Here is a 20,829-nt window from a genome sequence, read left to right as displayed (position 1 = left end):
TTTTTTTTAACGTTGCTCTGACTTGAGCCAGGCGATTTCATCTTTCCAGATATCCGGATTAATGGTTTCCAGAATCAGCGGGATGCCATCAAAACGCGCATCTTTCATGATCCAGCTAAACACGGTTTTACCGATATTCCCCTCACCCAGGCTGTGATGACGGTCAACCCGGCTGCCCAGCGTGCTCTTGGCATCGTTCAGGTGCATCCCGCGAAGATAGTTAAAACCCACAATGCGATCGAATTCAGCAAAGGTTTCGGTGCAGGCGGCTTCGCTGCACAGATCGTAACCGCCCGCAAAAGCATGGCAGGTATCAATGCAAACCCCTACGCGGGATTTGTCTTCAACATGTTCAATAATGGTTGCCAGGTGCTCAAAGCGGAAGCCGAGATTGCTGCCCTGACCGGCGGTATTTTCGATAACGGCGGTGACGCTGTGGGTTTGATCCAGGGCGATATTGATTGACTCAGCGATGCGTTTTAAACAGCTCAGCTCATCGATCTGCTGTAGATGGCTGCCCGGATGAAAATTCAACAGCGTCAGACCCAGCTGTTCGGCGCGTTTCATCTCATCAAGAAACGCATCGCGGGATTTTTGTAATGCTTCCATGACGGGATGACCCAGATTGATCAAATAGCTGTCATGCGGCAGAATCTGGCCCGGCGCAAACTGGTATTTCTCGCAGGCAGCGCGGAAGGCCGCAATCGTTTCATCTGACAGCGGGGCTGCTTTCCACTGACGCTGATTTTTAGTGAACAGCGCAAAAGCCGTGGCTTCCAGTTCATGGGCGCGTATCACCGCCTGATCCACGCCACCCGATGCGCTGACGTGCGCGCCAATATACTTCATGCCGTTCTCCTGAAGGATTTAACTCAGATTTAACGGCATGATACACGATGGCGCGATGGCAAAGCGCGGTGCGCAGGAAATTTTTAGCCAGGTCAGGAGCGGTTTAGACCGGGAGAACAGCCGGGCTGGGACGCGCGCGTTCCTGACAGCCATTAACGCGAGAACGCGCTCAGAGAGAAGATTGGGCAAGGGGAAATCAGCCGTTGCCCCACCGCGCATGTGTGTCAGAAGTCAGAATAAGGCAGAGGATTAATGGCGGAGTTTCGCTAACTCTTCTTCGGTCAGGCCGGTCATTTTGATCACAGTAGGGCGGTCAAGACCGTTATTTAACATGGTCTGGGCAATCTTCAGCGCTTCTTCCTTCCTGCCTTTTACAATGCCTTTTTCGATGCCTTTTTGTTCCAGCTGTTCTGCAATGGTCATCAGAGCCTCTCCGTGTTGCGGCACCCGCTGTGCCAGCTTATGAACAAAGGCGTGCGCATCCGACGCTTCGCCTGCCTGTATCATGTAGTTTACCAGCGATATTACCTGCGATGAAGAGAGATATTCGTTCAGGAGAAGGGTGACCAGCCTGTCCATCAGCGCCGTCAGGTTACGCTGGTGGATATGCTTCTGCAGTAATGTTAAAGCGGCCATGCTGCGATGGCGCGCAATCTCGTCGTCCGGGATAATTGTTACGTCAACCAACGGGAAAGCCGTTGTATACAGCGCCTGTGCGATGTCTGGGTTGGCAAATTCGTCCAGCCAGCAGAGGGAATACGGATAGGGGCTGCGTTTACCGGTGTAGAACAACATTGGGATAACCAACGGCAGTGTTTTATGCCCGGCCTGCAGGTGACGGTGCATGGCGGCAACCGCATAGCGCATCAATCTAAAGGCCATGTGTTTATCCGGACCTGACTGATGCTCGATAAGCACATGGATATAGCCTTTGCCGGATGAGGTTTTGAGGCTGTACAGCACATCGCTGAAGTACTGCCGCAGGTCATCTTCGACAAACGAACCTGATTCCAGTTGCAGAGTAGAAAGATCGCAGAGCACGCGTAACGATGGCGGCAGATGGATCGCCATAAAATCCCGGGCAATGTCTGGCTGTGTCAGAAACTGCCGAAACAGAGCATCGTGAGGCGTAGGCGTGGTATTTTTTATCTTCATGAGTCCCGGCTCGTAAACATCCATCGGCGTAAAATAAAGCAGCCAGCAACGTTCACCTAACAGCGGCAGGGTAATGTTCGGCACGTCTCGCAAAACCGTCGCCATTGTGTCAAGCCCGCGCCGAAGCACCGGGATAACCGGCTCGGCGTCGAGCCGGTCAGAGACTTCCATGTTCGCGCGCTCACGCCATAAAATGTTGAACCAGCAGATTAATACTGCCGCCGCCAACAATCAGCCAGCTGAATACCAGCGCCCCCAACAGCACAGGCTTAAATCCGGCTGCGCGCAGGGCAGTAAAGCGAGTGGTTAAACCCAGAGCCGCCATCGCCATGGTCAACAGTATTCCACCGACGGTATTGAGTGCGTTAACCCAGACGGCAGGCAACCAGTGCAGAGAATTAAACAGGGCGACAGCGACGAATAGCAACGCAAACCACGGAAAGGTGATGGGCTGCGCCCTGTGCTGTGTTGCCTGTTCACGTCGAAGCACACCGCTCAGCAACAGTAAAAAGGGGGCCAGCATCATCACCCGTAGCATTTTCGCAATGACCGCACTGCTTTCGGTTTCTGGCGCAATACTGTGCCCGGCAGCGACCACCTGAGCCACTTCGTGGATCGTTGAACCGATAAACACACCAAACTGGGTAAGACTCACCGTGGGGAAAAGATGATGAACCAGTGGCCACAGTAGGGGATAAATAAAGATTGCCAGGGTGCCAAACAGCACCACGGTTGCCACGGCGACCGCCACCTTTGACGGGGCCGCTTTTAAGACCGGCTCCGTGGCCAGCACGGCCGCTGCGCCACAAATACTGCTGCCTGCACCGATTAACCACACGGTTTCACGATCCAGCTTCAGCAGGCGTCTTCCCAGCAGACAGGTCATAAAAAATGTGCTGCTGAGCGTCAAAACATCAATGAGTACGCCGCTCAGGCCGACATCCGCCATTTGCTGTAAGGTGATGCGGAATCCGAACAGAATGACGCCCAACCTGAGCAATTTTTGTTTTGCCAGCAGCACCCCTGCATCACATTGACCGGCCATGGGTGAATACACCGTGTTACCGATAATGATGCCGAGCATAATGGCCAGGGTTAATGAACCCAGTCCCAGACGCGAGACGGCCGGCACCTGAGCCAGCAGGGCGGTGACGGCGGCAATTGTACCGCATAACAACAGGCCCGGCAGCCATTGCTGCACGGGATGAGATTTAGAAATGCTGATGTCGGCCATGATTACGCTCCTGGTTGAGTACGCATCATCACGCCAGGTTTGTTAAAAGTGAAATTGATTATATATTTATAATCTACCGCTATAAGTGATAAGGCAGGGTTTATGCTGTTCGCACGACTGGGGCGTTTCATTACGCTTATCAAAAGAGATGTTTTAACGCTCGTCTATGCCTGTCGCGATCCGCGAACGCCGCTGTGGTGTAAAGGCCTGGCGGTAGGACTTATGGCATACGGTATCAGCCCCATTGATTTGATTCCTGATGTAATCCCGGTGGTGGGGCTACTGGATGATGCGGTGATCATTCCCACGGGTGTCATGGTGTTGCTGAAAATGCTGCCGAAGGCGGTGCGTGACAGCAGCGCGGAGCGTGCCCGGCAACAACGCGTACGCGGTAAAAAAGTGTTCAGCGTGCTGGCGGTGGTGTTCCTGCTGTGGATAGCCTTGATCATTTACCTTGTACAGCGTTAAGTCATTCAGGAGTTCCCATGCACATTACACTGCGGCAAATTGAAGTCTTCACCGAAGTGCTGAAAAGCGGTTCCACCACCCAGGCTTCCCAGGTGCTGGCTTTGTCTCAGTCAGCCGTCAGCGCGGCCCTCGCCGATCTGGAAAACCAGCTTGGCGTTCAGCTTTTCGATCGCGTCGGCAAGCGGCTGGTACTGAACGAGCATGGCCGGTTACTCTATCCCCGCGCCGTGGGGCTGCTTGAACAGGCCACAGAAATCGAACAGTTATTTAAAGAAGATAACGGTGCGATTCGTATTTATGCCAGCAGTACGATAGGGAATTACCTGCTGCCTGGGATGATTGCCGGCTACCGCCGTGATTTCCCGACCTTGCCTTTAGAGCTGAGCGTCGGAAACAGTCAGGACGTGATCACGGCCGTCTCTGATTTTCGAGTAGACGTGGGGTTAATAGAAGGCCCGTGCCATATGACGGAACTGGTGAGTGAACCCTGGCTTGAAGATGAGCTGGTGGTATTTGCCGCGCCCGATGCTCCGATTTTGCAGCAGCCGGTCACACTGACAACCCTGGCCGATGCTACCTGGATTCTCCGCGAACGCGGTTCAGGCACCCGTGAAATCGTTGATTATCTCTTATTGTCCCATTTACCGACGTTCCAGCTCGGTATGGAACTGGGGAATTCTGAAGCGATCAAACATGCCGTCCGGCACGGTATGGGCATTAGCTGTTTGTCCCGCCGCGTCATCGCCGATCAACTGAGCGCCGGAACGCTTATCGAACTGAATACGCCGTTGCCCAATCTGACGCGTACGCTTTACCGCATTCATCATCGGCAAAAACACATCTCAAAGGCCCTGACGCGGTTTTTGTCCTACTGCCGTGAATAAACGCAGAGAGCCGATCTGGTGGTGAAATCAGCGGTTCAACCCCTTGAAATTCAGGGAAACAGGCATCGCCGCTAATAATTTCCCGTGAATCATGAAGGTAACTTATAACTGTATAGCATTCGCTATACAGCACGGCCTTTGCTGCTACAATCGCGCCTTATTTTTACCCAGCGTAATGTTTACACATGCATAATGACTCAAATACAACACAACAACCTGCGTTACGACGCGATCTAAAAGCACGTCACCTCACCATGATCGCCATCGGCGGTTCAATTGGTACAGGTCTCTTTGTCGCATCGGGTGCCACCATCTCTCAAGCTGGCCCCGGCGGCGCGTTACTCTCCTATGCCTTAATTGGCCTGATGGTCTACTTCCTGATGACCAGCCTGGGTGAACTGGCGGCGTTTATGCCGGTATCGGGCTCTTTTGCTACCTATGGTGCAAAATATGTCGAAGAAGGCTTCGGTTTCGCGCTGGGCTGGAACTACTGGTACAACTGGGCGGTTACGATTGCTGTCGATCTGGTGGCCTCCCAACTGGTCATGAATTACTGGTTCCCGGATACGCCAGGCTGGATCTGGAGCGCTCTGTTCCTGAGCCTGATGTTCCTGATTAATTACATCTCGGTGAAGGGCTTTGGCGAAACGGAATACTGGTTCTCGCTGATCAAGGTTGTCACCGTGGTGATCTTTATCGTGGTCGGCGTGCTGATGATTGTCGGCATTATGCGCGGCGCCGAAAATGCAGGCTGGCATAACTGGCAGGTGGGGGACGCGCCCTTTGCAGGTGGGTTTGCCTCGATGATCGGTGTGGCAATGATTGTCGGTTTCTCATTCCAGGGCACTGAGCTGATCGGTATCGCGGCGGGTGAATCAGAAGATCCCGCTAAGAATATCCCGCGCGCGGTGCGTCAGGTGTTCTGGCGTATTCTGCTGTTCTATGTGCTGGCTATCCTGATCATCAGCCTGATTCTGCCTTATACCGATCCGCAGCTGCTGCACAATGATATTAAAGATATCAGCGTCAGTCCGTTTACGCTGGTGTTCAAAAATGCCGGTCTGCTGTCGGCGGCGGCGGTGATGAATGCGGTGATTTTAACGGCGGTATTGTCCGCCGGTAACTCCGGAATGTACGCCTCAACGCGAATGCTTTATAACCTGGCTCGTGAAGGCAAAGCGCCGCGTATTTTTGCCCGACTGTCAAAAGGCGGTGTACCGCGAAATGCCCTGTGGGCGACCACGGTGGTGGCGGGCCTGTGCTTTTTGACCTCGAAATTTGGCAATCAGGAAGTCTATCTCTGGCTGTTGAATACCTCCGGCATGACCGGTTTTATCGCCTGGCTGGGGATTGCGATCAGCCACTATCGTTTCCGTCGTGGTTATGTGGCGCAAGGGCGTGATCTTAACGCATTGCCTTACCGTTCGGGCTTCTTTCCTGTCGGTCCCATTTTTGCCTTTATCCTCTGCCTGATGATCACCTTAGGCCAGAATTATCAGGCGTTCCTGCAGGACAGAATTGACTGGTATGGTGTGGCAACCACCTATATTGGTCTACCGCTGTTTCTGCTTATCTGGCTGGGTTACAGGCTGGTGCGGGGCGGTCGCATTATCAAATACAGTGAGATGGAATTCCCTCTCCATCAAGACGATAAATGACCAGAAGCGCACGGTGAAAGCCGTGCGCTTTTTACCTTACGTCATCACTGTTAACATTCGATGAATTGATAATTATTATCACCTGCACTATTGTGGCTGCGATTTTAATTTTGGAGCCATTACTGGGTTGAATCATGACAACGGAATCCTCGTTGATCGGTGCTGAAGAGGGCCATCAGCACACACTGACAAACTATCATCAGGTTGTGCGCCGCCGCCTGTTCTGGCTGGGCGCGCTGCTGATAGCAATACTCGCCTCACTCATTCTCGATTTTACGCTCGGTCCGGCAGGGCTTTCTTTATCCGTGCTGTGGCACACACTGCTGTCTCCCGAGAGCGTTGATGCGGGTACGCGCGTGATCGTCTGGGATATCCGCTTACCCTATGCATTAATGGCCATTGTTGTCGGCCTCGCGCTCGGTCTGGCCGGGGCGGAAATGCAAACCATCCTGAATAATCCCCTTGCCAGCCCCTTCACGCTGGGCGTGTCCTCTGCGGCCGCGTTTGGTGCCGCGCTGGCCATTATTCTGGGCGTGGGTATTCCCGGTATTTCCGGGCAGTGGTTTATTTCAGCTAACGCGTTTCTGTTTGCCCTGTTCGCCGCATTAATGCTGGACGGGATTACACGCTGGACCCAGGTGTCCTCGTCAGGTGTGGTGCTGTTTGGTATCGCCCTGGTGTTTACCTTCAATGCACTGGTTTCGATGATGCAGTTTATCGCCAGTGAAGATACGCTGCAGGGACTGGTGTTCTGGACCATGGGCAGCCTGGCGCGCGCGTCCTGGGAAAAACTGGGCGTACTGAGTGCAGCCTTTGCGGTGCTGGTTCCTTTCTCCATGCTCAGTAGCTGGAAGCTCACCGCGCTGCGGCTGGGGGAAGACAGGGCGATCAGTTTTGGTATCGATGTGCGTCGCTTGCGTCTGGCGACTCTGCTGCGCATCAGCGTGCTTTCCGCACTGGCGGTGGCTTTCGTTGGCCCCATTGGCTTTATTGGCCTGGTCGCACCCCATATTGCACGCATTATGTTTGGTGAAGATCATCGCTTTTATTTGCCTGCCAGCGCACTTACCGGTGCACTGGTGCTGTCGCTGGCTTCCGTGGCGTCGAAGAACCTGATCCCTGGCGCGATCATTCCGGTCGGCATTGTCACTTCGCTGATTGGTGTCCCGTTCTTCCTGAGTATTATTCTGCGTCATCGGGGGAATGTGTGATGGAACAAGGTTTAAGCCTGGTCGGTTTCACCACCGGTTACCCTAAACGTCGGGTGATTGAAAACCTGAATGTCGCGCGTTTGCCGCGTGGCGAGATTACGGTACTGCTTGGACCGAACGGCTGCGGCAAATCAACGCTGCTGCGTGCACTGGCCGGGCTGAATAAAGGGCAGGGCGAACTGTGGCTAAACGGGGAAGACCTGATGACCCAGCCTTTCGCGCGCCGTGCCAGGCAGGTGGTTTATCTACCCCAATCCCTGCCGGCGGGTGTTCACCTGCACGTGCTGGAGTCCATTATTGTGGCGCAGCGTGCCTCTAGTGGATTACACAGTGCCGCCAGCGAAGCGGACGTGATGAAGCTGCTGGAGCAGTTGGGCATCGCTCATCTGGCCATGCGTTATCTCGACCAGCTGTCTGGCGGACAAAAACAGTTGGTTGGCCTGGCGCAGTCGCTTATTCGTCGGCCTGCGCTGCTGCTGTTGGATGAACCGCTCAGCGCGCTGGATTTAAATTACCAGTTCCACGTGATGGATTTGGTCCGGCGCGAAACCGCGCTGCGCAATATGGTTACGGTGGTGGTGGTGCACGACATCAATATCGCCTTGCGCCACGCTCAGCATGCGTTGATGCTCAAAGAGGGCAAACTCATTGCTGAAGGCGCGCCGGATCACGTCATCACACCCGCGACGCTGGCGCAGGTTTACGGCGTGCAGGGCCGCATTGAGCACTGTTCGCGAGGAACACCGCAGGTCATGATTGACGGGCTGGTCCAGGAAGGGCTGGCGTAGAATCCGGGGATTGCTCAGGCAATCCCCTTTTTTATATCACCCCACCAACAGGTGTTGCGCATGGAAGCGCAGGTGATCTTCGACAAAACTGGCAATGAAGAAGTAACTGTGATCGTAGCCAGGCTGGATACGCAGTGTTAATGGAAAGCCCATCTCCTGGGCAATCGCTTCTAAGCGCTCCGGCTGGAGTTGATCGGCCAGGAACTGATCGCTGTCGCCCTGATCGATCAACAACGGCAGGCGATGCTGAACGTTATGCATCAACTGACAGCTGTCATATGCGCGCCAGGCCTGGCGATCTTCTCCCAGATAGGCCGTGAATGCTTTCTGGCCCCAGGGAACGTCGCACGGATTGACGATAGGCGCAAACGCCGAGGCAGACGCAAAGCGATTGCCCAGACGTAATGCCAGCATCAGTGCGCCATGTCCACCCATTGAGTGCCCCATGATTGACTGACGTTCACTGACCTTAAAGTTATCGGCAACCACTGCGGGCAGCTCTTCACTGAGGTAGTCGAACATACGGTAGTGGCTTGCCCAGGGCTGTTGCGTGGCATTGAGGTAAAACCCCGCGCCCTGACCCAGATCATAGCCCTCGTCATTGGCGACCTGCTCACCGCGTGGGCTGGTATCTGGCATGATTAACACCAGACCCAGCTCGGCGGCAACACGCTGCGCGCCCGCCTTGGTGGTGAAGTTTTCATCATTGCAGGTCAGCCCCGCCAGAAACCACACCACCGGCGGTGGGGACTCACCGCGTGGGCCTGGCAAATAGATACTGAACGTCATCGGGCAGTTCAGCACCTGTGACTGATGACGCCAGCGCTGCTGCCAGCCGCCAAAAATTCGATGCTCTTCCAGCAGCTCCAGAGTAGATGTCATAGCGCCCCCGATTACTTATTAAAATGCACGACAGAGCGGATCGATTTTCCATCATGCATTAAATCAAAGGCGTCATTAATCTCTTCCAGCGGCATGGTGTGCGTGATGAAATCATTCAGGGCAAATTTGCCGTCCAGATAATCCTGCACAATACCAGGCAACTGTGAGCGGCCTTTTACGCCACCAAAGGCAGAGCCACGCCAGACACGACCAGTAACCAGTTGGAACGGACGCGTCGAAATTTCCTGACCCGCACCCGCTACCCCAATGATCACCGACTCACCCCAGCCTTTATGACAGCATTCAAGGGCAGAGCGCATGACGTTGACGTTACCGATACATTCAAATGAGAAATCCACCCCGCCGTCGGTGAGTTCAACAATCACATCCTGAATGGGTTTGTCATAATCTTTCGGGTTAATCAGATCGGTCGCGCCCAGCTTACGGGCCAGATCGAACTTGCTGGTGTTGATATCAATACCAATAATGCGACCGGCTTTGGCCATTTTTGCGCCGATGATTGCGGATAGTCCAATACCGCCCAGACCAAAGATGGCAACGGTATCGCCTTCTTTAACCTTAGCCGTATTCATCACCGCACCCATGCCGGTGGTCACACCGCAGCCCAGCAGGCACACTTCTTCCAGCGGGGCTTCTTTACTGATTTTTGCCAGGGAGATTTCAGGCACGACAGTGTATTCAGAGAAGGTGGAGGTACCCATGTAGTGGAAAATGGGCTTGCCGTCTTTGAAGAAACGCGTAGTACCGTCAGGCATCAGACCTTTGCCTTGCGTAGTACGAATGGCCTGACAGAGGTTGGTTTTACCGGACAGGCAGAACTTACATTTGCCGCATTCTGGCGTGTAAAGCGGGATCACGTGATCGCCCACTTCAACGCTGGTCACGCCTTCGCCCACCGCTTCAACAACGCCACCGCCTTCGTGACCCAGAATGGCTGGAAACACACCTTCGGGATCGCTGCCAGACAGCGTGTAAGCATCGGTATGACAGACGCCGGTCGCGACGATACGTACCAGCACTTCCCCTTTCTGCGGCGGCATTAAATCCACTTCTTCGATTTTCAGCGGTTCGCCTGCGGCCCAGGCTACGGCGGCGCGGGTTTTGATCATGTTCATGCAATCCCTCTTACAGTCAGATTGTGACGCGACATGGCGTCTGGATGGTCGTGATAAGTTAAAAATAGCGCGGAAACACTATTCCGCTGCATGCAATGGATGCATCAGCTCATCATTGAGCGGACGATCGTGAAATTGTTCGATAATAAGGTACTTCAGCGCCTCAACGTTGGGCGTGAAGGCATCGCGTCGCCACATCAGCCAGGTGGCGGTGTCGCGGTATTCAGCCGGAAGGCTGTGTACCTGCACACGGGCGCGGTCTGGCATCTGTTTCAGGACCGACGCCGGTATCATGGCAACGCCAGCACCGCCCGCCACGCAGGCCAGCATGGCGTGATAGGACTGAATCTCCATCACCGTGTTAGGTGCCGCCTGACTGTCGCGATACCATGCTTCAAGTTTAACCCGGTAGGAGCAGCTGTTACGAAACGCAAACAAGGTATCCTCCTGGGTGTCCCGTGCGCAGGTCACCGGGATATGGTCAAGGTCGGTGATTAAAACCATTTCCTCGCGAAAGGCAATGCAGCCATTGAGATCGTCGTGTTGAACCGGCCCATCGACCAGGGCTGCCGCCAGGGTGCCTTCGCGCACCCGATCGATAATTTCTCCCGAGGTGCCGGTGATCAGCGATAAGGCGACCGCAGGAAAACGTTGATGGTAGGCAGCAAGAAGGCCGGGCAGGCGCGTCGCCGCCGTGCTCTCCATGGAGCCAAGCGCGAAGTTACCGCCAGGCTTACCCGCCCGGGTCATGCTTAATGCTTCATCACTCAACGCCAGAATACGCTGTGCGTAATTAAGGAAATTATGGCCCATAGGCGATAACCGGATGCGCTGTTTTTCGCGAATAAACAGATCCACCCCCAATTCCTCTTCCAACTGGCGCAGGCGCGTGGTGAGATTGGACGGTACCCGATGCAAGTGTTCTGCCGCACGGGCCAGGGAACCGCTCTCTGCCACGGAACAGAACATACGTAACTGAACTAAATCCATAGTGTTCTCTTACCGTAAACAAGTTGCTTAAGATTATTCACTTTTTGTGAGTTTAAGCATCGTTCATGCTATAAGCAAGTTTCAACGCAAAAAACTGAGGTACCAGATGGCGTTTCGCGTGGCGATAAGTGCATTTTTAACCTTGTTTGTGGCTATGGGAATAGGGCGCTTTACCTTTACCCCCCAGGTGCCCTTGATGATCCAGGAACATCAGTTAACCCTCACCAGCGCCAGTCTGGTGGCGGCGTTAAACTACCTGGGTTATCTGTGTGGATCTTTTGATGCCATGCGCGCGCACCAACGCGTTGAGCTGCGTCTGCAACTGGGAATATGGGGCACCGTTGTACTGACGGCGTTGTCAGCACTGGCTGACGGGCCTGGATGGCATGGGGTGATCCGCTTTGTTATTGGTTGGGCCAGCGGCTGGGCGATGGTGCTGGTCGCGGCCTGGAGCAACGAGCAGTTGCACCACCATGGCCGTCCCGGCCTGTCGGCAGCGGTGTTTGCCGGGCCGGGCGCAGGCATTTTTGTCAGCGGCCTGTTGGCCGTGGCGCTACACAGTTTACAGGTCAGCGCAGCACTGGCCTGGTCGGTTTATGCAGCGCTGGCAGCGGTACTGGTCGCGCTTATCAGCCGCAACCTGCCGCGCGCGGGTGAACTGCATCGGCCCGAACAGGCCCCGCAACCGCTGGTTCTGACCCGCAATCTGAAGCGGCTAGTTCTGAGTTACAGTCTGGCCGGCTTTGGCTATATTTTGCCAGCAACCTTTCTTTCACAGATGGCAGCAGCGCGTTTCCCTGACAGTGCCACGGCCCAGTTTGTCTGGCCGGTATTCGGTGGGGCGGCAGTTGTGGGTATTGTGTTAGGCATTGCCACTCGCCGGACAGGCAGCAGCCATGCCCGCTTAGCCGTGGTGCTGTGGGCGCAGGCGTTGGGCGTGCTGGCGGCGGCGCTGCTCCCTGGATTCAGCGGCCTGCTAACAGGCGCGCTGCTGGTCGGCGGGGGCTTTCTGTGCGTGGTGCAGCTGTCGCTGCTCTGCGCCCGTGAGCTGGCACCGCAACATATGCGTTACATGGCCGGGCTGCTGACAACCGGATATGCGATTGGGCAGTTGGCAGGGCCGATGCTTTCCTCGCTTTCAACGCTGTTCTTACATCGCCTGGAGCCTGCCTTGTGGGTCGCCGGTGCCAGCCTGATATGGGCAGGGTTGCTGGTCTGGCGACGGGCAGCATGAAAAGCTTTCATCCCCAATCAGATTGATTGCTGGATTACCTGCACAGAAAGTTTCACAATACGCGCTCAGTAATATGACCCGCTGGCAACAAACGGCGGGCGCAACACCTGCCGGAGAAGAGTAAGATGAGTACCTTAAGTCAGGAAGCTGCACTGGTCCACGAAGCGCTGCTGGCGCGTGGACTGGAAACGCCGCTGCGTGCACCCACGCGTGAAATAGACGATGAAACGCGTAAGAGCCTGATTGCAGGCCATATGACGGAAATCATGCAGCTGCTGAATCTGGATCTTGAAGATGACAGCCTGATGGAAACCCCGCACCGCATCGCCAAAATGTATGTCGATGAGGTCTTTTCCGGTCTCGATTATGCCAACTTCCCCAAAATCACCCTCATTGAAAACAAGATGAAAGTGGATGAGATGGTCACGGTTCGCGACATTACGCTGACCAGCACCTGCGAACATCACTTTGTGATTATCGATGGGAAAGCGACGGTTGCCTACATCCCCAAAGATAAAGTGATTGGCTTATCAAAGATCAACCGTATCGTACAGTTTTTCGCACAGCGGCCTCAGGTGCAGGAGCGTTTAACCCAGCAGGTCCTGCTGGCGCTGCAGACGCTGTTGGGCACCAACAACGTTGCCGTCTCGATTGATGCCGTTCACTATTGTGTCAAAGCGCGCGGCGTGAAGGATGCAACCAGCGCGACCACGACGACCTCGCTGGGCGGCCTGTTTAAATCCAGCCAAAACACCCGTCAGGAATTTCTGCGCGCGGTACGTCATAACTAAAGCTGACAGGCGGGCGCGGCTGTCGTCTGCCTGATACTTCAGGATTCCACATGCAACGCTACCTCGTGCTGGATTTCATTCGGGGCTGTGCCATTCTCGGCATTCTGGTGTTAAACATTATTGGCTTTGGTTTACCTTCCGCCGCGTATCTCAATCCCGCCTGGCAAGGCAGCGTCACGCTCTCTGATGCCTGGACATGGGCCATTTCCGACATCTTTGCCCAGCTCAAATTCCTGACGCTATTCGCTCTGCTGTTTGGCGCAGGGCTGCAAATGCAGCTGTCACGCGGCAGTCGCTGGCTGAGTGCCCGTTTATCCTTGTTAGTGGTGCTGGGATTTATTCACAGTGTCTTTATCTGGGAAGGGGATATTTTACTGGATTACGGCATTATCGGGCTGATCACCTGGCGTATGTTGCGTGATGTACCTTCTACGCGAGGGCTCATTAACACGGGCGTCCTGCTCTATCTGATGGGATGTGCCGTATTGCTGGTGTTCGGGCTTATCTCCAGCCCTGAACCTTCGCCATCGTGGCTCCCGGGCGCCGCCGGGATTCAGTATGAACAGTTCTGGAAGCTGACGGGCGGCCTGGCTGCCGTGCAGATTCGTCTGGACCACCTTTCCTCGGGCCTGATGGCGCTGGTGGCGCAGTATGGCTGGCAACTGGCCGGATTGATGATGCTGGGTGCTGCTCTGGTGCGCTGCGGCTGGCTGAAAGGCGCCTTTCCGGTACAGCACTACCGGCGCGTAGCCGCAATGTTATTGCCGCTGGGGTTACTGATCGCTACTGTCGGTGTTGCCGCACAGTGGTGGGTCGACTGGGATTACCGCTGGAGCGCTTTTTTTCTGCAACTGCCGCGTGACCTGGCCAGTCCATTGATCAGTCTTGGCTATGTCGCATTATGTTTCGGCTTTTGGCCTTCTCTCCAACGCTGGCGGCTGAGCTATGCCATCCGCTGCGTGGGCAGGATGGCGCTCAGCAACTATCTGTTGCAATCCCTGATATGCACCACGCTGTTTTACCGCTTCGGCTTGTTTATGCATTTCTCACGGCTACAGCTGGTTATGCTGGTACCGGCCATCTGGTGCGTTAACCTGCTGTTTTCTGTGCTGTGGTTGCGCTATTTTCCGCAGGGCCCAATGGAATGGGTCTGGCGTCGTCTGACGCAAATTGCGGCAGGCACCTCATCCACTTCCCCTTCTGAAAGATAATGACCGCCATCACAAAGGTTACAGAATTGTATGTAACCGTTTTCATTGATGTGACGTAATTCACGCTGCACGCTCTTCTTCCCTGACAAAATAGCGCCGGTGTTGTAACTGGCATAATGCCTTATCTCTCTGGAAGTGCTGCATGATAACGATTCGTGATGTTGCGCGTCAGGCCGGTGTGTCGGTCGCTACCGTTTCGCGCGTACTAAATAACAGCAGCGCGGTCACCGCTGAAACACGTGAAGTGGTGTTACAGGCGGTTGACGCTCTGGGCTATCGCCCAAATGCCAATGCACAGGCGCTGGCAACCCAGGTGAGCGATACCATCGGGGTGGTCGTCATGGATGTGTCCGATCCCTTTTTTGGCGCGCTGGTCAAGGCGGTAGACACGGTGGCACAGCGCGTACATAAACATGTTCTGATCAGTAACTCCTGGCACCATGAAGAGAAAGAGCGTCATGCGATTGAGGTACTGATTCGCCAACGCTGCAATGCGCTGGTGGTGCACGCGAAAACGCTTTCAGACGCGGAACTGGCTGATTTTATGAGCCAGGTGCCCGGTATGGTGGTGATTAACCGTAGCGTGCCGGGTTTTGAGCACCGTTGCGTCAGCCTTGATAATGTAACAGGCGCATTGATGGCCTCAAGAATGCTGCTGCAACAGGGTCATTGCCGCATTGGCTATCTGTGTTCCAGCCATCCTATCGAAGATGTCGCGCAGCGGCGGGAAGGCTGGCTGCAGGCAATGGCAGAGCAGGGGATTCGCCCGCAGGAAAGCTGGATTGCCAGCGCGGAGCCTGATATGCAAGGGGGCGAAGCGGCAATGGTGGAACTCCTGGGCCGTAATCTCAACCTCAGTGCCATCTTCACCTACAACGACAGCATGGCGGCGGGAGCCCTCACGGCCTTAAAAGACAACGGTATTCAGGTGCCCCAGCATTTTTCAGTGGTGGGCTTCGATGATATCCCGATTTCACGTTATACCGATCCTCAACTGACCACGGTCCGTTATCCTATTGTTTCTATGGCGAAACTTGCCACTGAGCTGGCGCTTCAGGGCGCGGCGGGCTGTATCGACAGCAGTGCAAAACACATCTTTATGCCGACGCTGGTACGCCGCCACTCGGTGGCGCAAAAGCAAATTGTGGAGTCCGTCACTAATTCAGGCGATTCAGCGATGTAACCGTTTTCAATCTGTGATTGTATTCACAGTTAATTAACATTGCTCTCACTATGATGGCAGCGTCTAACAGTACTGAAACATTATGTAACGCCACTCTCTTCATGAGGGGGCCGACCGGGCGTCGGTTTACATGGTTCATGACACGCACTATGGATGCATTGCCTACACGGAAGTCACGGAAGTCGAGTTTTGCATGGCACAGCAGGGGCTCCGCCTGATAAAGCGCATCCTGCCTCGCCGAATAATTCTACCTGATGTTCTGACGCCATCTGGGCGGCTGAACAAAAAAAGACCCTGCAAAAAAAACCGGAGATACCATGAATAAGAAGGTTTTCACGCTCACAGCACTGGTTGCCAGCATGATGTTTGGTGCAACTGCTCATGCCGCTGACACACGCATCGGCGTGACCATTTACAAATACGACGACAACTTTATGTCGATGGTTCGTAAAGATATCGAGAAAGAAGCCAATACACTGGGCGGCATTCAGCTGCTGATGAATGACTCACAGAACGATCAATCCAAACAGAACGATCAAATTGACGTGCTGATGGCAAAAGGCGTGAAAGCGTTAGCCATTAACCTGGTTGACCCGGCTGCGGCGGCCGTTGTCGTGCAAAAAGCCCGTGCTAACGATATTCCCGTGGTGTTCTTCAATAAAGAGCCTAACGCTAAAGTGCTGGCCGGCTATGACAAAGCGTACTACGTGGGTACCGACTCTAAAGAGTCAGGCGTGATTCAGGGCAAACTGATTGAGAAGCACTGGAAAGCGACCCCAGCATGGGACCTGAATAAAGATGGCGTGATCCAGTATGTTCTGCTGAAAGGCGAGCCAGGCCATCCTGATGCAGAAGCACGTACCAAATATGTTATCGACACGCTGAACAAAGACGGCCTGAAAACCCAGAAGTTAGCGATGGATACGGCTATGTGGGATACCGCTCAGGCGAAGGATAAGATGGACGCATGGCTGTCTGGTCCAAACGCTAAGAAAATTGAAGTGGTTATCGCTAACAACGATGCAATGGCAATGGGCGCAGTTGAAGCACTGAAAGCGCACAACATGTCTTCCATTCCGGTATTCGGTGTGGATGCGTTACCTGAAGCGCTGGCGCTGGTTAAGTCAGGTGCAATGGCGGGTACCGTGCTGAATGACGCGGAAAACCAGGCGAAAGCGACCATTGATATGGCGAAAAACCTTGCAGATGGCAAACCGGCTACGGCAGGCACCAACTTCAAGATGGTAGATAAGATCGTCCGCGTACCTTATGTACCGGTCGATCAAGAAAACCTGTCTCAGTTCCAGAAATAAGTTTTTGCAGATGGGCGCGGCAGCTGCTGCGCCTTTTTTATGTCATCACCGTTTTTTAGCCAGGTAAATTATGGCCAGTGATAATACGACCGCGCAGCGCGAATATCTGCTGGAAATGACCGACGTCAGTAAATCATTTCCCGGCGTGAAAGCTCTCGATAACGTTAATTTAAAAGTGCGGCCTCACTCCGTTCATGCACTGATGGGTGAAAACGGCGCTGGTAAATCGACGTTGTTAAAGTGCTTGTTTGGTATCTATAAAAAAGATACCGGCAGTATTCTTTTTCAAGGGCAGGAAATTGATTATAAAAGCTCCAAAGAAGCGCTGGAAAACGGCGTATCAATGGTGCATCAGGAATTAAATCTGGTATTGCAACGCACCGTGATGGACAACATGTGGCTTGGGCGTTATCCACGCAAAGGCTTCTTTGTCGATCAGGACAAAATGTACCGTGATACCAAAGCGATTTTTGACGAGCTGGATATCAATATCGATCCTCGTGATAAAGTCGCCCATCTCTCTGTCTCGCAAATGCAGATGATTGAGATTGCTAAAGCGTTTTCCTATGACGCAAAAATCGTGATCATGGATGAACCGACTTCCTCCTTAACGGAAAAAGAAGTTAATCATCTGTTCACGATTATCCGTAAGCTGAAAGATCGCGGCTGCGGTATTGTTTATATCTCGCATAAGATGGAAGAGATCTTCCAGCTGTGCGATGAAATTACCATCCTGCGTGATGGTCAGTGGATTACGACTCAGCCGCTTGAAGGGCTGGATATGGATAAGATCATCTCCATGATGGTCGGACGTTCACTGAGCCAGCGCTTCCCGGATCGTATCAACGTCCCGGGAGAAACCATTCTTGAGGTGCGTAATCTGACCTCACTGCGTCAGCCTTCTATTCGTGATATTTCGTTTGATTTGCGTAAAGGGGAGATACTCGGCATTGCCGGGTTAGTGGGTGCAAAACGTACTGATATCGTTGAAACGCTGTTTGGCATTCGCGAAAAATCAGGCGGCACCATTAAACTGCATGGTAAAACGATTAACAATCATACGGCCAATGAAGCCATTAACCACGGCTTTGCGCTGGTGACGGAAGAGCGTCGTTCTACCGGTATTTATGCTTTTTTGGATATTGGCTTTAATTCTCTTATATCCAATATCAAAAAATATAAGAACAGTATTGGCCTGCTGGATAATAAACGCATGAAAAGCGATACCCAATGGGTGATCGATTCCATGCGGGTAAAAACCCCTGGGCACCATACGCAAATTGGTTCGCTTTCTGGTGGTAACCAACAGAAAGTGATTATTGGACGCTGGTTGCTGACTCAGCCCGAAATATTAATGCTCGATGAACCGACGCGCGGGATTGATGTGGGTGCCAAATTCGAGATTTACCAGTTGATGGCGGAGCTGGCAAAGAAAGAAAAGGGCATCATTATTATCTCTTCCGAAATGCCAGAGCTGTTAGGCATCACCGATCGTATTCTGGTAATGAGTAACGGTCTGGTAGCCGGCATTGTTGATACGAAAACTACCACGCAGAACGAAATATTGCGTTTAGCGTCATTACACCTTTAATGAAGTAAGGGCTGTTAACATGAAAGCGACTACAAAAAAGAATGCGCTAACCTGGCTTAAAGAGGGCGGCATTTATGTCGTACTGCTGGTACTACTGGCTATTATTATTTTCCAGGACCCGACATTTTTAAGTTTAATGAACCTGAGTAACATTCTCACCCAGTCCTCGGTGCGTATTATTATCGCATTGGGCGTCGCCGGGCTGATTGTGACCCAGGGTACGGACCTGTCAGCAGGCCGTCAGGTGGGACTGGCGGCGGTTGTCGCGGCAACGCTGCTGCAGTCGATGGATAACGTCAATAAAGTGTTTCCACACATGGAAACTGTACCAATCCCAGTGGTTATTCTGATCGTCTGTGCAATTGGTGCAGTGATTGGGCTGGTTAACGGTATTATTATTGCCTATCTCAAAGTGACGCCGTTTATTACCACGCTCGGCACCATGATTATCGTTTACGGTATTAACTCCCTGTATTACGACTTTGTGGGTGCGTCACCTATCGCAGGTTTTTATGACGGCTTCTCAACCTTTACTCAGGGGTTTCTGCGTTTCGGTGATTTCAAGCTGTCGTACATCACGTTCTATGCGCTGGTTGCCATCGTTTTCGTCTGGATTCTGTGGAATAAAACCCGCTTTGGTAAAAACATTTTTGCCATCGGGGGCAACCCGGAAGCGGCGAAAGTCTCAGGCGTCAATGTTAACCTGAACCTGATTTTAATTTATGCCTTGTCCGGTGTGTTTTATGCCTTCGGCGGCATGCTGGAAGCGGGCCGTATCGGCTCAGCCACCAACAACCTCGGCTTTATGTATGAGTTAGATGCAATTGCAGCCTGCGTCGTCGGCGGGGTCTCCTTCGCCGGTGGTGTGGGTACCGTTGCGGGCGTGGTGACCGGTGTACTGATCTTTACCGTTATCAACTACGGTTTGACCTACATCGGTGTGAACCCTTACTGGCAGTACATCATCAAGGGCGGCATCATTATCTTTGCAGTGGCGCTCGACTCGCTGAAGTATTCGCGTAAAAAATAACAGAAGTGGCAATCATACAAGCGGCCTCCGGGCCGCTTTTTTTTGGACCGTGCAAATGCGCGTTCGTCAGCTGGTCTTTAGGCTGGGCACGGCCTTAATATCATCAGTTCATCAGTTCATCAGTTCATCAGCTAAAATCGCAAACCCGCAAACCCGCAAACCCGCAAACCCGCAAACCCAGAAATCCGTAACTCGATAAGTGCATAAACTGGCCAGTGAAGAACAGTCTCCTGCACGTCTGTTCGCCTTCAGCCCTCGACGGGCGCTGGATGCGATATTGCCTTTTCGTATGATTTCTAACACTGAGAGTAGAACGGCAGAACGGCAGAACGGCAGAACGGCAGAACGGCAGAATGAAAAGATGGCAGGATGAAAAGATGGCAGGGCAGGAAGCGCCGTGCGAAGTCTCGTCAGCCCTTTCAGTTAAGGAAAAGCAGCACTGAGCTGGCGGGATAACTAACGGCGTTTCTGTTCGAGTTCCAGCAGTTGTTCCGGGGTCACGGCCGGATAGCTTTGTGCATCTTCAGGTATCTCATGCACGGCAGGGATCGGTACCAGCGGGCCAAGGAAACGTGGTTCGCGCTTCAGCAAAAACAGATCCGCCAGCGCGCCAAGACGTGCACCCACTTCACGCATCCGCACGCTGAGCATATTTTTAGGGGACGGCACTGCGTAGCACTGAGCCTGAATGCCGAGATGTAAAGCGATAAACAGTGCCCGCTCGCAGTGAAAGCGCTGGGTGATGATAATAAAGTCATTGGTATCAAATACCTTGCGCGTGCGCACTATCGAATCCAGGGTACGGAAGCCGGCATAGTCCAGCACGATATCAGCAGGATCGACACCGCCTTTGATCAAATCGCGCCGCATTGTCATCGGCTCGTTGTAGCTTTGCTGTGCATTGTCACCGCTCAACAGCAGGTAGTTAACCTTACCGCTGTTATAGGCGTTGAGCGCGCCCTGCATTCGGTAGAGGTAATACTGATTAATCACACCTGTGCGGTAATATTTCGCCGTTCCCAGCACGACGCCCACTTGTCGATGAGGGAGCGATGCGAGGTTGTCATAAATATAAGGTGCCGTTTTCCAGCTGATCCAGCGATCAAGGCCGAACGCCGTCGCCACCATCGTTAAGATGATGAAAAGCAGAGCAATGAAAACGCGTTTCAGCATGCGCCTGAGCACTCGAGATCAGAAGTTTTGGTGGGACAAGGCTACTTG

19 protein-coding genes are annotated in these 20,829 nt (G+C 53.4%); 12 read left to right on the top strand and 7 right to left on the bottom strand.

The annotated features are described in order from the left end of the window. Positions 1 to 6: 6 nt before the first annotated feature. The 3 genes from nfo to CMR03_RS03975 form a co-directional block, all read right to left on the bottom strand. Positions 7 to 849, bottom strand: coding sequence for a deoxyribonuclease IV (gene nfo, locus CMR03_RS03990; RefSeq protein WP_096010847.1), 843 nt, complete (start codon positions 847 to 849; stop codon positions 7 to 9). 249 nt (positions 850 to 1,098) lie between these two features. Then, complete coding sequence (locus tag CMR03_RS03980) at positions 1,099 to 2,004, bottom strand: Rpn family recombination-promoting nuclease/putative transposase (protein ID WP_096010945.1); 906 nt, start codon at positions 2,002 to 2,004, stop codon at positions 1,099 to 1,101. Positions 2,005 to 2,185: 181 nt separating this feature from the next. Continuing rightward, entirely contained in the window at positions 2,186 to 3,238 is a 1,053-nt protein-coding gene (locus CMR03_RS03975; protein ID WP_096010845.1) for a YeiH family protein, read from the bottom strand. Positions 3,239 to 3,340: 102 nt separating this feature from the next. Between CMR03_RS03975 and CMR03_RS03970 the strand changes: the two genes are divergently transcribed. The 5 genes from CMR03_RS03970 to CMR03_RS03950 all read left to right on the top strand — a co-directional run bounded on the left by CMR03_RS03970 (position 3,341) and on the right by CMR03_RS03950 (position 8,247). Further along, a complete protein-coding gene (locus CMR03_RS03970) occupies positions 3,341 to 3,706 on the top strand; it encodes a YkvA family protein (RefSeq protein ID WP_063880220.1) in 366 nt (121 codons plus the stop codon). A gap of 17 nt (positions 3,707 to 3,723) precedes the next feature. Then, a complete protein-coding gene (yieE, locus tag CMR03_RS03965; RefSeq protein ID WP_063880219.1) occupies positions 3,724 to 4,590 on the top strand; it encodes a DNA-binding transcriptional regulator YeiE in 867 nt (288 codons plus the stop codon). 185 nt (positions 4,591 to 4,775) lie between these two features. After that, positions 4,776 to 6,248, top strand: coding sequence for an amino acid permease (locus CMR03_RS03960; RefSeq protein ID WP_096010844.1), 1,473 nt, complete (start codon positions 4,776 to 4,778; stop codon positions 6,246 to 6,248). 134 nt (positions 6,249 to 6,382) lie between these two features. Continuing rightward, positions 6,383 to 7,459: a FecCD family ABC transporter permease gene (locus tag CMR03_RS03955; protein WP_096010843.1), complete on the top strand. Its 1,077-nt coding sequence runs from the start codon at positions 6,383 to 6,385 to the stop codon at positions 7,457 to 7,459. Next, positions 7,459 to 8,247 (top strand): ABC transporter ATP-binding protein, encoded by a 789-nt coding sequence (locus tag CMR03_RS03950; RefSeq protein ID WP_096010842.1) that lies wholly within the window; start codon positions 7,459 to 7,461, stop codon positions 8,245 to 8,247. The genes CMR03_RS03955 and CMR03_RS03950 overlap by 1 nt, the downstream gene beginning before the upstream one ends. Before the next feature lie 36 nt (positions 8,248 to 8,283). Here the strand turns inward: CMR03_RS03950 and fghA are convergent, their stop codons facing one another. The 3 genes from fghA to ptrR form a co-directional block, all read right to left on the bottom strand. Continuing rightward, positions 8,284 to 9,129: an S-formylglutathione hydrolase gene (gene fghA / locus CMR03_RS03945; protein ID WP_096010841.1), complete on the bottom strand. Its 846-nt coding sequence runs from the start codon at positions 9,127 to 9,129 to the stop codon at positions 8,284 to 8,286. A gap of 11 nt (positions 9,130 to 9,140) precedes the next feature. Next, positions 9,141 to 10,265, bottom strand: coding sequence for an S-(hydroxymethyl)glutathione dehydrogenase/class III alcohol dehydrogenase (locus tag CMR03_RS03940; protein WP_063880215.1), 1,125 nt, complete (start codon positions 10,263 to 10,265; stop codon positions 9,141 to 9,143). Between the two features lie 78 nt (positions 10,266 to 10,343). Next, entirely contained in the window at positions 10,344 to 11,255 is a 912-nt protein-coding gene (gene ptrR / locus CMR03_RS03935; protein WP_063880214.1) for a putrescine utilization regulator PtrR, read from the bottom strand. 106 nt (positions 11,256 to 11,361) lie between these two features. Between ptrR and CMR03_RS03930 the strand changes: the two genes are divergently transcribed. The 7 genes from CMR03_RS03930 (at position 11,362) to mglC (ending at position 19,608) form a co-directional block, all read left to right on the top strand. Continuing rightward, a complete protein-coding gene (locus tag CMR03_RS03930; protein ID WP_096010840.1) occupies positions 11,362 to 12,489 on the top strand; it encodes a YbfB/YjiJ family MFS transporter in 1,128 nt (375 codons plus the stop codon). A gap of 125 nt (positions 12,490 to 12,614) precedes the next feature. Beyond that, positions 12,615 to 13,280 (top strand): GTP cyclohydrolase I FolE, encoded by a 666-nt coding sequence (gene folE, locus CMR03_RS03925; protein ID WP_014594111.1) that lies wholly within the window; start codon positions 12,615 to 12,617, stop codon positions 13,278 to 13,280. A gap of 50 nt (positions 13,281 to 13,330) precedes the next feature. Then, complete coding sequence (gene yeiB / locus CMR03_RS03920; RefSeq protein WP_096010839.1) at positions 13,331 to 14,491, top strand: DUF418 domain-containing protein YeiB; 1,161 nt, start codon at positions 13,331 to 13,333, stop codon at positions 14,489 to 14,491. Between the two features lie 142 nt (positions 14,492 to 14,633). After that, a complete protein-coding gene (galS, locus tag CMR03_RS03915; RefSeq protein WP_096010838.1) occupies positions 14,634 to 15,674 on the top strand; it encodes an HTH-type transcriptional regulator GalS in 1,041 nt (346 codons plus the stop codon). A gap of 317 nt (positions 15,675 to 15,991) precedes the next feature. Beyond that, a complete protein-coding gene (mglB, locus tag CMR03_RS03910) occupies positions 15,992 to 16,987 on the top strand; it encodes a galactose/glucose ABC transporter substrate-binding protein MglB (protein ID WP_063881216.1) in 996 nt (331 codons plus the stop codon). Positions 16,988 to 17,057: 70 nt separating this feature from the next. Beyond that, positions 17,058 to 18,578 carry a galactose/methyl galactoside ABC transporter ATP-binding protein MglA gene (mglA, locus tag CMR03_RS03905; protein ID WP_063880209.1) on the top strand — a complete coding sequence of 507 codons (1,521 nt, stop codon included), beginning with the start codon at positions 17,058 to 17,060 and terminating at the stop codon, positions 18,576 to 18,578. Between the two features lie 19 nt (positions 18,579 to 18,597). Beyond that, positions 18,598 to 19,608 carry a galactose/methyl galactoside ABC transporter permease MglC gene (gene mglC, locus CMR03_RS03900; RefSeq protein WP_063880208.1) on the top strand — a complete coding sequence of 337 codons (1,011 nt, stop codon included), beginning with the start codon at positions 18,598 to 18,600 and terminating at the stop codon, positions 19,606 to 19,608. A gap of 456 nt (positions 19,609 to 20,064) precedes the next feature. On the opposite strand, the gene sanA is transcribed toward mglC, so the two are convergent. Continuing rightward, on the bottom strand, positions 20,065 to 20,781 hold the full coding sequence (gene sanA, locus CMR03_RS03895; RefSeq protein ID WP_063880207.1) for an outer membrane permeability protein SanA: 717 nt from the start codon (positions 20,779 to 20,781) through the stop codon (positions 20,065 to 20,067). Positions 20,782 to 20,829: the final 48 nt, after the last annotated feature.

Origin of the sequence: Pantoea allii, assembly GCF_002307475.1 — a bacterium.
Classification (GTDB): Bacteria; Pseudomonadota; Gammaproteobacteria; order Enterobacterales; family Enterobacteriaceae; genus Pantoea; species Pantoea allii.
The sequence above is the reverse complement of the archived record's forward strand: the minus strand, read 5'-3'. Positions and strand labels throughout refer to the sequence as shown.

What these genes read in the sequence shown, in the direction of transcription:
- mglC (WP_063880208.1), top strand. Translation starts at nt 18,598, where the DNA reads ATGAAAGCGACTACAAAAAAGAATGCGCTAACCTGGCTTAAAGAGGGC.
- galS (WP_096010838.1), top strand. Translation starts at nt 14,634, where the DNA reads ATGATAACGATTCGTGATGTTGCGCGTCAGGCCGGTGTGTCGGTCGCT.
- CMR03_RS03940 (WP_063880215.1), bottom strand. Translation starts at nt 10,265, where the DNA reads ATGAACATGATCAAAACCCGCGCCGCCGTAGCCTGGGCCGCAGGCGAA.
- yieE (WP_063880219.1), top strand. Translation starts at nt 3,724, where the DNA reads ATGCACATTACACTGCGGCAAATTGAAGTCTTCACCGAAGTGCTGAAA.
- mglB (WP_063881216.1), top strand. Translation starts at nt 15,992, where the DNA reads ATGAATAAGAAGGTTTTCACGCTCACAGCACTGGTTGCCAGCATGATG.
- mglA (WP_063880209.1), top strand. Translation starts at nt 17,058, where the DNA reads ATGGCCAGTGATAATACGACCGCGCAGCGCGAATATCTGCTGGAAATG.
- nfo (WP_096010847.1), bottom strand. Translation starts at nt 849, where the DNA reads ATGAAGTATATTGGCGCGCACGTCAGCGCATCGGGTGGCGTGGATCAG.
- ptrR (WP_063880214.1), bottom strand. Translation starts at nt 11,255, where the DNA reads ATGGATTTAGTTCAGTTACGTATGTTCTGTTCCGTGGCAGAGAGCGGT.
- CMR03_RS03970 (WP_063880220.1), top strand. Translation starts at nt 3,341, where the DNA reads ATGCTGTTCGCACGACTGGGGCGTTTCATTACGCTTATCAAAAGAGAT.
- folE (WP_014594111.1), top strand. Translation starts at nt 12,615, where the DNA reads ATGAGTACCTTAAGTCAGGAAGCTGCACTGGTCCACGAAGCGCTGCTG.
- CMR03_RS03980 (WP_096010945.1), bottom strand. Translation starts at nt 2,004, where the DNA reads ATGAAGATAAAAAATACCACGCCTACGCCTCACGATGCTCTGTTTCGG.
- yeiB (WP_096010839.1), top strand. Translation starts at nt 13,331, where the DNA reads ATGCAACGCTACCTCGTGCTGGATTTCATTCGGGGCTGTGCCATTCTC.
- CMR03_RS03955 (WP_096010843.1), top strand. Translation starts at nt 6,383, where the DNA reads ATGACAACGGAATCCTCGTTGATCGGTGCTGAAGAGGGCCATCAGCAC.
- CMR03_RS03950 (WP_096010842.1), top strand. Translation starts at nt 7,459, where the DNA reads ATGGAACAAGGTTTAAGCCTGGTCGGTTTCACCACCGGTTACCCTAAA.
- CMR03_RS03930 (WP_096010840.1), top strand. Translation starts at nt 11,362, where the DNA reads ATGGCGTTTCGCGTGGCGATAAGTGCATTTTTAACCTTGTTTGTGGCT.
- fghA (WP_096010841.1), bottom strand. Translation starts at nt 9,129, where the DNA reads ATGACATCTACTCTGGAGCTGCTGGAAGAGCATCGAATTTTTGGCGGC.
- sanA (WP_063880207.1), bottom strand. Translation starts at nt 20,781, where the DNA reads ATGCTGAAACGCGTTTTCATTGCTCTGCTTTTCATCATCTTAACGATG.
- CMR03_RS03960 (WP_096010844.1), top strand. Translation starts at nt 4,776, where the DNA reads ATGCATAATGACTCAAATACAACACAACAACCTGCGTTACGACGCGAT.
- CMR03_RS03975 (WP_096010845.1), bottom strand. Translation starts at nt 3,238, where the DNA reads ATGGCCGACATCAGCATTTCTAAATCTCATCCCGTGCAGCAATGGCTG.